This is a genomic window from Pseudoalteromonas sp. Isolate6, from assembly GCF_022398435.1.
Lineage (GTDB): Bacteria > Pseudomonadota > Gammaproteobacteria > Enterobacterales > Alteromonadaceae > Pseudoalteromonas > Pseudoalteromonas galatheae.
Genome location: NZ_JAKEVK010000142.1, coordinates 1 through 11,904, shown reverse-complemented (window position 1 = coordinate 11,904; position 11,904 = coordinate 1). Strand labels below are relative to the sequence as shown.

The window sequence follows — 11,904 nt, the reverse complement described above, 5'->3', positions numbered from 1 at the left end:
CTTTTATATATGTAAACTTCAACTAAAAGTAGACACTTAACCAAACATTTAGCGAATCTTAGGGTTAAATCAAATGTTTTTGTTAAATCAAAGTTTATTTTTTCAACCAAAAATCTGGGGGTTGTCCGTTGCCAAAGTATCGCATCATAACGCTAAATACGGGCGCTCTGTCGCAAATGAGTAAAATTATTCCGAAAATAAACACAAAACTATTTGCCTAACATTTGGCAAATGTTATAGTTGAGTTAATGGATTGAGTAACCAGTAGTAACGTAGCACGGACAGCCACGGCATCCGTTCCCATTTTTAATCTAAGTTAAAGATTATTTCTTATTTTTGCTGCTATGCTGTGTGCTCTATTTCAAAGGAGCAAAACCATGAAGAACCAAAAAAATACACAAAAATCACTATCATCAGCTGACTTAGCAAATGTTGTAGGTGGCAATGGGAGTGGTAATAACCCGATTGAATACTCAAAAAAGAATACTGTAAAAAGTGAAGCCTTTAATTCAGTGCATCGCTCGCTCACTACACGAGAGATTTCTACAGTCTTTGGCGGTTCTGCAGGTGGTGGTGGTGGTGTTGAGCCTCCAGCAGCGCAAAGTAAAACAGCATTAAGTAGCACTGTAAGTGTGATAGTTAGAGATAATGAAGGCTGAAAATGAATTTCTTCTTTGCATTAGTTGATTGGTCTCTGATAGGAAGCAAGTTGGTTGCACTATTGGCGCTAATTTTTTTCGCAAAGCAATCAGTAAAAGAAATGCTAGTAGGTAAGCCTACTAGCGACTGGCGTGAGCAGGTCGAGCACTCTCTGCTCATTGTAGCTATTGTTGGTTTTATTTTTCACTTCATAGGGCGGCTTGCCTCTGATGCTATTTTGTCCGCAAACGTCGATGATGGAATTCGGAGAACAATCTATTACTTCTTCTTCGTTTTTTACGAGGTGATTTATGTTTCTTGTATATTATGTTGGCACAAATATAAGAAATGTGTAGTAGCGAAATACGCACGTTTCATTTGTTATTTATCAGTAGTAATGGCGTCACTGTTGATAATTCGATATGCAGATCGAGTAATTTTTAAGAGCAATTTATTGGATGGCATTTACGGGTACATGGTGGTGAGTGTAAATGTTGCAACTATATGTCTAATAGGCGCTTATCCTGCATATCGTCTATTTAACTTTTTTCCTAATAAAAAGTGGGTATGAGAACAATGGATTTAGAAACTCTATTTCTGTTAACAATGCTTGGTCTTTTAGCAAGGTTAATACACTTAGTTCTTGGTTTAAAAAACTTTGTTAAAGTTGAAGTCAAGGAAAGCTATTCCAAGGTTCAACTGGTAGAGAACTCATCTAATGTCAAAAGTATCATGCAAACAAGAACAGCAGCAGCTCTGAAGCGGTGTGGCTTACTTCTTATGCAGGGAGAAGCCTTAGAAAGGATGTTTGAACATGCTGATGAGAGTGAAATCCAACGATATGAAATTCAATTTCGTTTTGAACGACGCCTTATTTTAAAAGGTTTGCAAGAACTAAAGATTTTAGATCTTCAAAAAGAAAGAGCTAACTTCATAAAAAAGATGGATGGGAGGCGTTAAGCCTCATTTGCTAATTCAAAAACCTCTCGGATAGTGCTCGAATCGAGTTCGCCTGTTAACTCTGCTCTTGTCAGTAACTGGGTTGCTTTCTTAATGGTGCTCAAGCTCTTAATCGCGTCAAAGCCCCCCTCAGGACCTAATTCTTTTCTCAACTTTTTCACTTGATAAACTGAGAGTATAGCCTCTTCAACTGCGTAAACAGCCGCATCGACAGCGGCGTCAATATCTAGAGTTGGTTGTTTAACTACCTCTAGGTTCGAACGATTACCTGTAACTACATAAAGCAAATCAAAGCCAAGCCTGTGGCAAGCCTCTAGCTTATCACTGGGGATTGGTGTGCCTTTCTCCCAACGGCTAATGGTCTTTCTATTTACTGCAAGTTGCTCTGCCATAAACTCTTGGCTGTAGCCCAGCCGATTACGCTCATCTGTAAAGTGAGACATATATATCCCAATATAAGTATTGACTATGTGGCAAATATGTCCCATAGTTACGTTGAACACTAACCAAACCCTTTTCTAACCGTTCGCCAAAACACTTTAGAAAGGGTTTTATTCAAAAAGGTAGAGTACTATGAATCCAACGGAAATTAAAGACGCCATCGCAGACGAAGGCTACACATTATCAATGGTTGCAGCTGCTTTAGAAGTAAACCTTGCGACTGTTTCAGGTGTAGTTTGTGGCCATTCCCAGTCACGTCGCATTGCTGAAGCAATCAGTAAAATTATCAAAAAACCTATCAATGAGGTGTTTCCTGATAAATCCGCCTATACCAATCCCCGCGTATTAAGAGGGGAAGAGCGTAAGCAAGGTATTGCACAACTTCAGCAACTGCTGGCCGCCTCGTAAGGGCGAAGTAACCACTTTACTAATAACTGAGTTACCGAACTTACAGGAGCCACACAATGCACATAATTAGCCCGTACATAGCACAATGCTATCAGCGCCAACAAAGCCGTGTTTTGTTGTTGGTACAAGCGATTAACCACCACTCTGCGCTCAATATGCGTATAGCTGCCAAGTTCAACAATAAGTTGGCGTATTTCTCGCGCACTAGCCTGATACAGAGCAGAGTTAGGCTTGTCGTTAATGCACAACCATTCAAGCAAGTTATTAAATTGGTAAGTAGCAAATTCGGTTTGCATGGTTTGATCTCCCGTTTACGTGATGATCAAATTCTAGCCAGTAAGATCCTCTATTTGGAAGTTCCAAAAATTCTTTCTTTTTGGAATACCCGTAAGCTGACTTTAGCATTGCAAGTTGGGGGGACTTATGACCAAGCCTAAACGCCGCCAGTGGAGCCGTGTAGTCGCTCGCAGCCTRCCTGAGTCCTTACAACTTTGTAAGGAGCATGGAATGGCGACACGCAATATGAGCGTSCCACGCATCGCCGATAGAACGGGCGTAAGCACCGATATGCTTTATAAATACCTTGGTAATGGCGATATGCCAGCAAGCCTGTTAATACCATATATGGCTGCTACAGGTAGAGAATACCCACTCCAATATATGGCACACAGCCTTGATAAGCTGGTTGTCGATATGCCTAAAAGCAAAAAGCCTTCAATGCCAACATTGAATCATCTAAACCAATTTGCAAATCAGGTAATTGGAATGGCCATGCAATTGGAAGAAGGTGGTGGTAACCATCAACACGTTGCAGAGCAAATAGTTGTTCTGATGCAAGAATTGGCTTACCAAAAACTCGAAGTCGAACGTCTCGACGATCCCCAGCAGCAGCTTATTTAGGAGCAAATAGTATGACTATCAAAGACCAAGTTGCGCCTAAAAAACGCCAACCAGAGCAAAATACAAGCATTTGTATTGGTAAGCATGCAGGTAAAACTGTGCTGCTAATGAGTATGGAGCAGCTAAAAGCACTGGCACACGGAAAACCACAAGGAGAGAACGCATGAGCTTATTAACCAAACCCGTTAGCGCTGAGCATATAAGCGTACACAACAACCGCCCTCTAATTCAGTGCAATTGTTGTAAACGAATTGAGCAAGCAAAGCAGGCAGTAACTAAAAGCGCATGGCTGCAAGCTGCAAACCATATTGGATGGCGTCATGTTCAAAGTGAGGCGTTTGATATCGACGTTGTGTGCCCTAGTTGCGTGAGTGATTTTAACAACCCAGTTAGAAAACCAATGAAGCCCATTAAGAGAGTGTCAGCATGAGCCAATACATATCAGCACAGGTGCAACGTGTACTGGCGGCGGTTGAGTTGATGGCGGGTAAAGAGCTGGATGGTGTTGAGCCAAAGCAACTGGCCAAGGAGTTAGACACTAGTCCAGCAGATGTAACGCGCATATTGGCAAATTTGGCACAAGCGGGTTGGGCTGAGCGCCTACCGGGGAATGAAAAGCGCTGGCGCTTACATAAAAAGCCAGTGCAGCTGAGTAACACGGTAGACCATAACATGAAAAACGTACTGCGCAACTTACAGCAAGAGTACAACAACTACAGTATTTTGAGGTAGTTATGAGCGAGAAAGATATAACACCGACGGTTGAGAAAGCACTAGTTGACGGGAAAGACTTGCTTGCCTCTAAGCAAGGCGTCCTTATGAAATTGGGAAACTTGCAAGCATTCACACATATTAAAAATTATGCGACCGTCGCAGAAGTGATCCTATTTAAAAATATAAGAGAGTCCAAGGAATACAAAGGGTTAACTTATCATGCAGAGGATGGAAGTCTGCGAACTGTCGCAACTATTGATGAATTTTGCCCTGTTTTCTTAGGCAGATCTTATCGAACCTTAAAGGAAGCAGAAGACCATTTAAATGCATTTGGGGAAGAGTTTTATGAATCGTCAAAGCAAATAGGTATTGGAAATCGTGAGTTACGTGCTTTACGTCAATTACCAGAAGATGAACAAGCGCTAGTTATAGAGTCGGAAGCCGTTGAAACAGGCGATAAAGAAGCCGTAAAAGAGCTAATCGACGAACTCAAAGCGAAGCACGCTAAGGAAAAAGAGAAAATCACTCAAGAGCTGGATGCAACCGAGCGCATGCTCAAAGTGTCTCGTGATTCTTCTTCTAAAAAAGAAGAAGAAATCATCAAGCTTAAAACCGACTTAGAAAGCAAAAAGTTTAGTGCCGAACGCTGGAAAGGCGAAGCCAAAAGCTTTTTTGAAGCGCTGGCTAAAACCCAAAACCAAGTGCGTGAAGGGTTTAACCAAATGCTGGTGCTCAGTGAGCAGCTTGAGACGGTAAAAATTGACGATAAAACCTATGATGCCGCTAAATCCGCGTTTTACGCTGACAGCAAAATTTTACTAACTCAACTCGCGCATGTGTGGAACGAAATACACCGCACTTATGGTGATCTGGATGACGCGCGCCCCAGTGGTGAGTGGCTGGCCGAAATGGGCTTTGAAGGTACGGAGGTGATGGAATGAACGCATTATCTCTAGAGTACTGGGCAGAGCAGTTAGACAATGCAGGCCACGGCCAAAAAGGCACAATCCGCGAGCAAGCGTGCAAAACGCTAGGACTGAGTAAAGACGCGTTGTATCGCCGATTAAAAAGCCTTGGCTGGCAAAGTGGCAAAGCCAAACGCAGTGATGCAGGCACAACAGCGATGGACGATGAAGCCTTGAATATGCTGGTGGCCATTTTAAACCAAGGGGTACGTGATAATGGTAAGCGGATCATGGATGTTACCACGGCTAAATCAATCTTGGTTGCTAATGGCTATGCCTGCTTAAGTACAAGCCAGATCAGCCGTGTACTAGCTAAACGTAATGCCTCAGTTAGTGCGTTAGATAGAGCAACACCGCATGTTCAAATGCGCAGTTTAGCGCCTAATCATGTACATCAAGTAGACCCTAGTTATTGTTTGCTTTATTACCCGCCAGGTAAAAAAGGCAAAGTGCAGCGCTACGCAAATGACTCTGAGTTTTACGCAAATAAGCCAGAGAACTTAGAGCGCATAAAGCACTTGCGAGTGTGGCGTTATGTATTGGTTGACCACAATAGCGGCATGATCCGCGTGCGTTATTACGAGTCAGCGGGTGAAACGCAAGCCAACATGTTCGACTTTTTAATGTGGTGTTGGAAGCAACACGAAGGCTCGCCATTTATGGGCGTGCCACAAATTCTGTTATGGGATAAAGGCAGTGCCAACACAGGTAAAGCAATTACCAATGTACTAGATGCACTCAAAGTTAAAAACATACCTCATGAGGCTGGTAACCCCCGCGCTAAAGGGGCTGTGGAAGTGGCAAACAACATTGTTGAAAAGCAATTTGAAAGCCGCATTTTGTTTGAACCGGTTAGTAGTGTTGACGAGCTAAACGAGTCGGTATGGGCATGGCAAGAGGCATTTAATGCCAACAAAATACCAGGCATGAACTGCAAGCATAGTCGACACAAACAAGCACGTTCCGATGTATGGCTAACCATATACCAACCACAAAACCGCGACTACCTGCGCATGCTGCCAGATGAGCAAGTTTGCAGACTACTACTGACCAAAACAGGTGAAACACGGAAGGTGAACGGTGATCTGGAGATCACTTATGTTCACCCACGAACCAAGCAGCAACACCGCTATGATGTTGGTGAACTGGAGCATGTCCGTAACGGGATCACGGTTTCGGTTAGTCCAATTATTGTGGGTGATACGCCGGATTTATTAGTAGGTGTTACAACCCCCCTTGATGAAGTGGTGTATCACCAAGTTCAGCCAGCAGRTGTTGGTGAAGATGGCTTTAGGTTAGACGCCCCTGTAATTGGTGAWGAACACATCCAAAACAAAGACACRGCKACTCAAAGCGCAGCTAAAGCAGCGGATAGGCTCGCTTTTGAAAATCTCAGTGATGCAGAAATCAAGCAGKCTAAGAAGAAAAAGCTAGCTCCATTTGGAGGCGCGTTGGTCGCTCAYACACACCTCAAAAATGTTGAGCACGACACCCGCATTGCGCCTAAGGGAGAAACTATTGAGCCAGACCACGCGATTGCTAAGCAAGTCGCCGAAGSCYCGCGCAAAGGCAAGGTGTTGGACTCGCTCGAYTTACGCATGGTTGTAGCACAGCGTTTGGGTAGGCCCCTGCGTCCTAACGAAATTGATTGGCTGCATGGCCAAAGTATTGCTGAAACGGAAGTGTCAGCGGTTGTTGAACAGTTGCACCTWGGAATTGYGGAGACTCCAGTGCTGAAGATAGCGAGATAGCAGTTGAAAATAACAAAGCTTAGCCATGTGTTTGAAGTACTGGGAGTTAAGCAAGCCCAAGTAGTAAAAGCATTAGCCGCTAAAGGGCTGAAATTTAGCAAAGCTAGTTTAAGCCGTGTAGCAACACAAGCCGACTGGCCAAAAACCTGTGATAGCAAAGCGATTAAAGCAGCCATTGCAGAGTATTTAAAAGAACTCGGTGCAACCAGCGAGCAACTAACCGATTTGTTTACCTGGTATGAGCCAAACAAGAACGCACAACCTGAAGTTGAATATGAAGATCCGGAGCCTGAAATGCTAACAGCTAACGCAAAGAAGTTTTTTAAACTACGTCGTGACCCGTTTGAAAACGAGATAACGAGCGAGGATGACCTATTTTTGGTTGATGCCCACCGTATTATTTTAGAAGACATGCTAACGGCCGCGAACGCTGGCAGCATGATTGCACTCTATGGCGAGTGTGGAAGCGGCAAGACGATTATTCGCCGCACCTTTATACATCAAGTGCAACAAGATCATCCTGATGTGATTTTGATCCAACCTGCACGATTAGACCGCCGCAAAATAACCGCAGAGTCTATTTCTACAGCTATTTGTAGAGCGCTACAAATCAAACATAAACCAAGTGCTGAAGAGCGTGATGCAGCAATAGAAGAGGCATTGATTGAAAGCGCCAACAACGGCCATTTACACCTAATGGTAATTGATGAAGCACACGATTTAAGCGCTGATGTGATTAAGCTACTCAAGCGTATTTGGGAGTTAACGCACGGGTTTAGGCGTGTGATGGGGATTGTACTGATCGGCCAGTCGGAACTTGCCAAAAAGTTAAGCGGCCAGCACGTTCGTGAGTTTAGCTGGCGCTGCAATCAAATACGGATGCAGCCGCTAGGGATTTATGTTCCTCAGTATATTCGCCATAAGCTATCTCGCGTTGGTGTAGATGCTGACAAGATCTTTACTGAGGATGCCCTTAGCGCCATTCGCGGCAAGTGTATGGGGCGCATTCGCCACGGCATTGCATTGGATGATGCCGAGCTAGACCGCTCTTACCCACTCAATGTGAACACTTGGCTTGCTAAAGCCATGAATGCCGCCGCTCAAATTGGTGAGCAGCAGATCACAGAATCATTAGTTTTAAAGGTATAGCCATGAGTCAACAGGTAGAAATTCAATTAACGGGCATGGCGTTGGTTCAAGTGACTAAAACAGTCACCGTTTCACAAGAGCAGTCAAAGGCACTTTTAGCTGATGATGGCGCAATGCAACACCTTTTAGCTAGTGCTGTGAACGCGCCAGTAAAGGCTTGGGACAACGTTTTTGGTAAGCGTGAGCTGATAGAAACAATTGAACCTACGGGTATTCGGTGTTTAACCACGCACTGCGGTTGGGTTGGGGAAGGCGTAAGCGTTTGCCCCAAATGCCAGGGCCAACGCTTTCACAAATTTCAATCTATTCAACCACGGTAGTAAGGGATCATTATGAATACACAAGACAATACAGCACGCACATTTTTAGCAAACCCGCGCGGTTATCAAGTACCGCTAGACAAAATTGCAGCCCACGACATTGAAAAACACGACCTAGTAAATGGGTTCGTTGATGAGGCCAAGGCGCTATCTGAGTTGCATGATGAATTTAAGCGCAAGGTGTTTAAGAGTGTGAACACATTTATAGCTGATTTGTTTGCAAGCTATAACGTTGAGATAGGCGGTAATAAAGGCAATGTTACGTTAACTAGCTATGATGCCAAACGCAAAGTAGAAGTTGGCGTTGCTGATCAAATAACGTTTGGCCCCGAGATAAACGTTGCAAAAGAACTCATTGATAAAGTGATCAATGAAAAGCTGGAAACACTAGGCGAAGACAAGCTACTGCGCCAAATTGTACAAGATGCGTTTAGCACAAACAGTGATGGTAATTACAACAAAGCGCGGATCATGGCGTTGCGTAAATACCGCCTAGCCAGCGATAGCGAAGATTGGGCCAATGCGATGCAAGCGCTTGATGATGCGATCATCTTGTCCAGCACCAAAACGTACGTGCGCTTTTACGAGCGCAATGCGCTAGGTAGCTGGGTTCATATCCCATTGGTTAGTAAATCTCTATAAAGGTGGCGTTATGTATTTATCAAAATCTAGATACATCCAACTTATTCATATTGCTAAAGGCCAGCTTGCTTGGGACGATGAGCTTTATCGCCAAGTATTAACTGGCCTAACTAAAAAAAGCAGCTGCAAGGATATGAGCGCAGGGGAGCTTAAAAAAGTCTTGGATCATATGAAGGACAAGGGCTTTAAAGTTGAGGCTAAAAAGAGTGGTAAAGGTCGTAACTCGCCAATGACTCGTGATATAGCCCCCGAAGACAAAACCCCGCTGGATAAACTGCGCCAGGTGTGGATAGAAATGGCTCATGCTGGCTTATTGCGCGATGGCTCTGAGCAAGCTTTATTGAAGTGGGCCAAAGGACAAGCCAAGCGGCTTAATAAAGGTGTTGCGGTGGAACGTTTAGAGTGGCTTAAGCCTAGTATGCTTCACTCGCTTATCGAACAGTTGAAGCAATGGCGTAAACGGTTGGAGGTAGAACATGGATAACTCATCAAGTCATAGAGCTGACGGTATGCTGTTAACTATTTTCGAGCTGGTTACTGAAGGCGTTAAAGCTCAGCTGGATGATGAAGCAGCCATTGCGCTTGGTCGTGATGTCGTGGATAGAATCCGGCATACATTTGGTGGTGAGTTGGTCTATGTATGTAAAGGGCGTTCGCTTGATGCGATCCTTACGAGTAATCAGATATGGGCTGAGTTTAACGGCAACAACCATGTGGAGTTGAGCAAGAAATATGATTGCTCGGTGCAGTGGGTTTATAACGTTGTTCGCACAATGACAAAGCTAAAACGGGCCGAGATCCAAGGCGACTTGTTTGATTCTAGCAAAGGTAAAGGCCCTAATGATGGAGAGCCGGAGTTATGTTAAGACCCGAAGATGAAATCACAGTAAACAAATGGCTGTTGTTGCTAGTACTCTTCACCTTTCTATTAATTGGTTTTGAATTTGGAAAAAGGCTATATATAGAAGAGCAATTGAAAGAACCACAGCAAGCAGCACGAATAGGCCGAAATGGTGGCCCGTCAATTCCGCCAATGGAACCCGAAGCACCACCTTTATATAAGGTAATTTGGGAGCTAATGAGTGAGGAAGAAAATGAAAAGTAATATAGCAGAGCAATTAGCCCCACATTATATAGCAGCGTTTTTATCAAAGTGTGGTTGTGAGACATTTGCAGAGGTTGCGGAGGCAATGCAAGTGATGATCGATACCAGTAAAGAAACGCAAACTGCGTATGCACAGAATGGTGAGGCTCAAAAAGCGGTAACTGTTCCGTCTATCAATTAGCAAAACAAAAAAGCGGCGCAAATTTTAAAGCGCCGCTGATTTTCACAATATCAAACTCATTTTAAAATAGGCTCTCACTCAATCCCGAACTCTCCCACATATTCCCGTAGTTTTCGCACAATTAGCTATAGAGTTTTTGTACATTGGATCAGGGTCTTTTGCTGTTTGGGGTTTAGAAAAGCTCGCAAAATCAACACATCGCGAGATAAACTCGCTCCTACCACAGCATCAGCACTGAGCTGCATTAACGTAGCGGTTTTTTGTTTTTCCGATTTATAGCTCAGCATAGCGACACACAACATTTATACCAATCAGCTTAAATATCTGAGCTAATATAGGTTATGTAAAATCACCGGTTAAACAACGTTGAAGCCAAACCTATCAGAACAGCTTTTAGCACTTTCTCGAAAAGTACAAAGCGCTCGAAAACGCATGCGATGACTTGCGGTGTCATTATTTTATGAGGGTAATAGCAGAACCGATACTGCTAAGTGCCTTAATACCAATTCGTTTAATGACGTGATCTATTTTGAGGCGAGAAAAGCTTGTTGATAACACCGCTACTACACCCTACTCACACTAAGGTGCCGGCGTCCATGTCGGCAAGGGCAAAAATCTTACTATTTAGTTGCTCTAAATAAGAAATTTTTAACGGCGTTAATATAATATTTCATCCTTCAAATTGGTTGTAAGATTAATACTGTTGGTATTAACTGCTCTTTGCATTCTCCCTGTCTAGGGAATGTTCCTGTTACTATGAGCCGTCAGCGATCACTCTTATCTCCCGTTGCCTGTTCATAGAATTATGTGATGTAGCCCCTCGCGATGGAAGCCTATTAAAAGTAGCCAATGGTGCATTTCCTAGAGCGATCTCTACCTCAAAGTGAAATGCCTTAGGATTTTCTGGAGCATAATTCTCTTTAGAGAAGAAAAAACAAGGATCACCACCAACACCCCAGCGGACACCCTTTTTCAAAATATATGAAGCACCTGGAATATTCTGCCACTGCCGCCCTGGTTGCCTGTATTGATAGCGCTGACGGATATCAATGGTTCTTCCCATAGTGAGTGGGCGTCTTACAATATAATCAGGGTTAAATGTTGAGTGATCGTCAGTTACGGAGGCGCTCTGAGAACCATTTGGAGGCATAAAAAAGCTTTGGGGTACCCTACTTAATAATTGGTTAAAAGGAGGATCATAAGCCCTAGCGGTAGGATACCATACATGCTCTCTAGTTAGGCAGTGTGTAAAGGTGTTTACATCGCCGTTGGTACTGTCAAATGTGAATTGATGCTTAAAAATATACCGTGCATTATCAATCCTTATCATACCATGGGTGGGATCTCGAAATTGGTACCATTGTAATTCAAAATCATGAAAAGCCATATTGTAATTCGTTGGGCGAGCGAAGCTATCTATATTTAATGCGTTGCCTAAGTATACTAATGCAGTTTGATATTTTAGAAGTTTATCCACTGGCAAAGCGTGGATTTCTCCCTCTATATTTTCGGCCGTCCGATTATTGATATTTCGATTATTTGGGCTATTTTGCGCATTACCACCTAGCAATAGAATGATATTGTTAAGTGAGGAGGCACTCTGGCGAAAACCATCATTGGCGTTTCCAATGTGGTTCATAAAGTTACGCATAGAGACAATTGGCATAGTAAACTTTCCGTATTGTGTTCAATTCAATGGTGTATTTTTTTACTTTTAGTTAAAATATAG

At 43.4% G+C, this 11,904-nt stretch carries 19 protein-coding genes; 17 read left to right on the top strand and 2 right to left on the bottom strand.

The window, feature by feature from the left end; all coding sequences use genetic code 11:
- Nucleotides 1-377 precede the first annotated feature (377 nt).
- Both L1D50_RS16540 and L1D50_RS16535 read left to right on the top strand, forming a co-directional pair.
- The gene (locus L1D50_RS16540) at nt 378-659 is read left to right on the top strand and encodes a hypothetical protein (RefSeq protein WP_239966438.1); all 282 of its coding nucleotides are present in this window, start codon (nt 378-380) and stop codon (nt 657-659) included.
- A 556-nt stretch (nt 660-1,215) separates the two neighbouring features.
- Nucleotides 1,216-1,599: a hypothetical protein gene (locus L1D50_RS16535; RefSeq protein WP_239966437.1), complete on the top strand. Its 384-nt coding sequence runs from the start codon at nt 1,216-1,218 to the stop codon at nt 1,597-1,599.
- Here the strand turns inward: L1D50_RS16535 and L1D50_RS16530 are convergent.
- Entirely contained in the window at nt 1,596-2,042 is a 447-nt protein-coding gene (locus L1D50_RS16530; RefSeq protein ID WP_239966436.1) for a helix-turn-helix domain-containing protein, read from the bottom strand. The genes L1D50_RS16535 and L1D50_RS16530 overlap by 4 nt on opposite strands.
- A gap of 130 nt (nt 2,043-2,172) precedes the next feature.
- On the opposite strand from L1D50_RS16530, the gene L1D50_RS16525 reads away from it, so the two are divergent.
- The 15 genes from L1D50_RS16525 (at nt 2,173) to L1D50_RS16455 (ending at nt 10,175) form a co-directional block, all read left to right on the top strand.
- Nucleotides 2,173-2,448, top strand: coding sequence for a DNA-binding protein (locus tag L1D50_RS16525; RefSeq protein WP_239966435.1), 276 nt, complete (start codon nt 2,173-2,175; stop codon nt 2,446-2,448).
- Nucleotides 2,449-2,504: 56 nt separating this feature from the next.
- On the top strand, nt 2,505-2,885 hold the full coding sequence (locus tag L1D50_RS16520) for a hypothetical protein (protein WP_239966434.1): 381 nt from the start codon (nt 2,505-2,507) through the stop codon (nt 2,883-2,885).
- Nucleotides 2,886-2,955: 70 nt separating this feature from the next.
- A complete protein-coding gene (locus tag L1D50_RS16515; protein ID WP_239966433.1) occupies nt 2,956-3,348 on the top strand; it encodes a hypothetical protein in 393 nt (130 codons plus the stop codon).
- An 11-nt stretch (nt 3,349-3,359) separates the two neighbouring features.
- Nucleotides 3,360-3,515 carry a hypothetical protein gene (locus L1D50_RS16510; RefSeq protein ID WP_157757237.1) on the top strand — a complete coding sequence of 52 codons (156 nt, stop codon included), beginning with the start codon at nt 3,360-3,362 and terminating at the stop codon, nt 3,513-3,515.
- Complete coding sequence (locus L1D50_RS16505) at nt 3,512-3,778, top strand: hypothetical protein (RefSeq protein ID WP_088531225.1); 267 nt, start codon at nt 3,512-3,514, stop codon at nt 3,776-3,778. Before L1D50_RS16510 ends, L1D50_RS16505 begins: the two co-directional genes overlap by 4 nt.
- Nucleotides 3,775-4,080 (top strand): MarR family transcriptional regulator, encoded by a 306-nt coding sequence (locus tag L1D50_RS16500; RefSeq protein WP_138581838.1) that lies wholly within the window; start codon nt 3,775-3,777, stop codon nt 4,078-4,080. The genes L1D50_RS16505 and L1D50_RS16500 overlap by 4 nt, the downstream gene beginning before the upstream one ends.
- 2 nt (nt 4,081-4,082) lie before the next feature.
- On the top strand, nt 4,083-5,003 hold the full coding sequence (locus L1D50_RS16495; protein ID WP_239966432.1) for a hypothetical protein: 921 nt from the start codon (nt 4,083-4,085) through the stop codon (nt 5,001-5,003).
- Nucleotides 5,000-6,778: a hypothetical protein gene (locus L1D50_RS16490; protein WP_239966431.1), complete on the top strand. Its 1,779-nt coding sequence runs from the start codon at nt 5,000-5,002 to the stop codon at nt 6,776-6,778. The genes L1D50_RS16495 and L1D50_RS16490 overlap by 4 nt, the downstream gene beginning before the upstream one ends.
- Before the next feature lie 3 nt (nt 6,779-6,781).
- Nucleotides 6,782-7,927, top strand: a complete 1,146-nt coding sequence (locus L1D50_RS16485) for an AAA family ATPase (RefSeq protein WP_174169387.1) — start codon at nt 6,782-6,784, stop codon at nt 7,925-7,927.
- Between the two features lie 2 nt (nt 7,928-7,929).
- Nucleotides 7,930-8,247 (top strand): hypothetical protein, encoded by a 318-nt coding sequence (locus L1D50_RS16480; protein ID WP_239966430.1) that lies wholly within the window; start codon nt 7,930-7,932, stop codon nt 8,245-8,247.
- 12 nt (nt 8,248-8,259) lie between these two features.
- Nucleotides 8,260-8,889, top strand: a complete 630-nt coding sequence (locus L1D50_RS16475) for a DUF3164 family protein (protein WP_138521764.1) — start codon at nt 8,260-8,262, stop codon at nt 8,887-8,889.
- Nucleotides 8,890-8,899: 10 nt separating this feature from the next.
- Nucleotides 8,900-9,373: a regulatory protein GemA gene (locus L1D50_RS16470; RefSeq protein ID WP_239966429.1), complete on the top strand. Its 474-nt coding sequence runs from the start codon at nt 8,900-8,902 to the stop codon at nt 9,371-9,373.
- Complete coding sequence (locus L1D50_RS16465; protein WP_128732623.1) at nt 9,366-9,755, top strand: Mor transcription activator family protein; 390 nt, start codon at nt 9,366-9,368, stop codon at nt 9,753-9,755. The genes L1D50_RS16470 and L1D50_RS16465 overlap by 8 nt, the downstream gene beginning before the upstream one ends.
- Nucleotides 9,749-9,994: a hypothetical protein gene (locus L1D50_RS16460; protein WP_239966428.1), complete on the top strand. Its 246-nt coding sequence runs from the start codon at nt 9,749-9,751 to the stop codon at nt 9,992-9,994. Before L1D50_RS16465 ends, L1D50_RS16460 begins: the two co-directional genes overlap by 7 nt.
- Nucleotides 9,984-10,175 carry a hypothetical protein gene (locus L1D50_RS16455; RefSeq protein WP_088531215.1) on the top strand — a complete coding sequence of 64 codons (192 nt, stop codon included), beginning with the start codon at nt 9,984-9,986 and terminating at the stop codon, nt 10,173-10,175. Before L1D50_RS16460 ends, L1D50_RS16455 begins: the two co-directional genes overlap by 11 nt.
- A gap of 754 nt (nt 10,176-10,929) precedes the next feature.
- Here the strand turns inward: L1D50_RS16455 and L1D50_RS16450 are convergent.
- Nucleotides 10,930-11,841 (bottom strand): hypothetical protein, encoded by a 912-nt coding sequence (locus tag L1D50_RS16450; protein ID WP_128728047.1) that lies wholly within the window; start codon nt 11,839-11,841, stop codon nt 10,930-10,932.
- Nucleotides 11,842-11,904: the final 63 nt, after the last annotated feature.

Coding starts and splice junctions, on each gene's coding strand:
- L1D50_RS16540 (WP_239966438.1), top strand. CDS start 378: ATGAAGAACCAAAAAAATACACAAAAATCACTATCATCAGCTGACTTA.
- L1D50_RS16535 (WP_239966437.1), top strand. CDS start 1,216: ATGGATTTAGAAACTCTATTTCTGTTAACAATGCTTGGTCTTTTAGCA.
- L1D50_RS16530 (WP_239966436.1), bottom strand. CDS start 2,042: ATGTCTCACTTTACAGATGAGCGTAATCGGCTGGGCTACAGCCAAGAG.
- L1D50_RS16525 (WP_239966435.1), top strand. CDS start 2,173: ATGAATCCAACGGAAATTAAAGACGCCATCGCAGACGAAGGCTACACA.
- L1D50_RS16520 (WP_239966434.1), top strand. CDS start 2,505: ATGCACATAATTAGCCCGTACATAGCACAATGCTATCAGCGCCAACAA.
- L1D50_RS16510 (WP_157757237.1), top strand. CDS start 3,360: ATGACTATCAAAGACCAAGTTGCGCCTAAAAAACGCCAACCAGAGCAA.
- L1D50_RS16505 (WP_088531225.1), top strand. CDS start 3,512: ATGAGCTTATTAACCAAACCCGTTAGCGCTGAGCATATAAGCGTACAC.
- L1D50_RS16500 (WP_138581838.1), top strand. CDS start 3,775: ATGAGCCAATACATATCAGCACAGGTGCAACGTGTACTGGCGGCGGTT.
- L1D50_RS16495 (WP_239966432.1), top strand. CDS start 4,083: ATGAGCGAGAAAGATATAACACCGACGGTTGAGAAAGCACTAGTTGAC.
- L1D50_RS16480 (WP_239966430.1), top strand. CDS start 7,930: ATGAGTCAACAGGTAGAAATTCAATTAACGGGCATGGCGTTGGTTCAA.
- L1D50_RS16475 (WP_138521764.1), top strand. CDS start 8,260: ATGAATACACAAGACAATACAGCACGCACATTTTTAGCAAACCCGCGC.
- L1D50_RS16470 (WP_239966429.1), top strand. CDS start 8,900: ATGTATTTATCAAAATCTAGATACATCCAACTTATTCATATTGCTAAA.
- L1D50_RS16465 (WP_128732623.1), top strand. CDS start 9,366: ATGGATAACTCATCAAGTCATAGAGCTGACGGTATGCTGTTAACTATT.
- L1D50_RS16460 (WP_239966428.1), top strand. CDS start 9,749: ATGTTAAGACCCGAAGATGAAATCACAGTAAACAAATGGCTGTTGTTG.
- L1D50_RS16455 (WP_088531215.1), top strand. CDS start 9,984: ATGAAAAGTAATATAGCAGAGCAATTAGCCCCACATTATATAGCAGCG.
- L1D50_RS16450 (WP_128728047.1), bottom strand. CDS start 11,841: ATGCCAATTGTCTCTATGCGTAACTTTATGAACCACATTGGAAACGCC.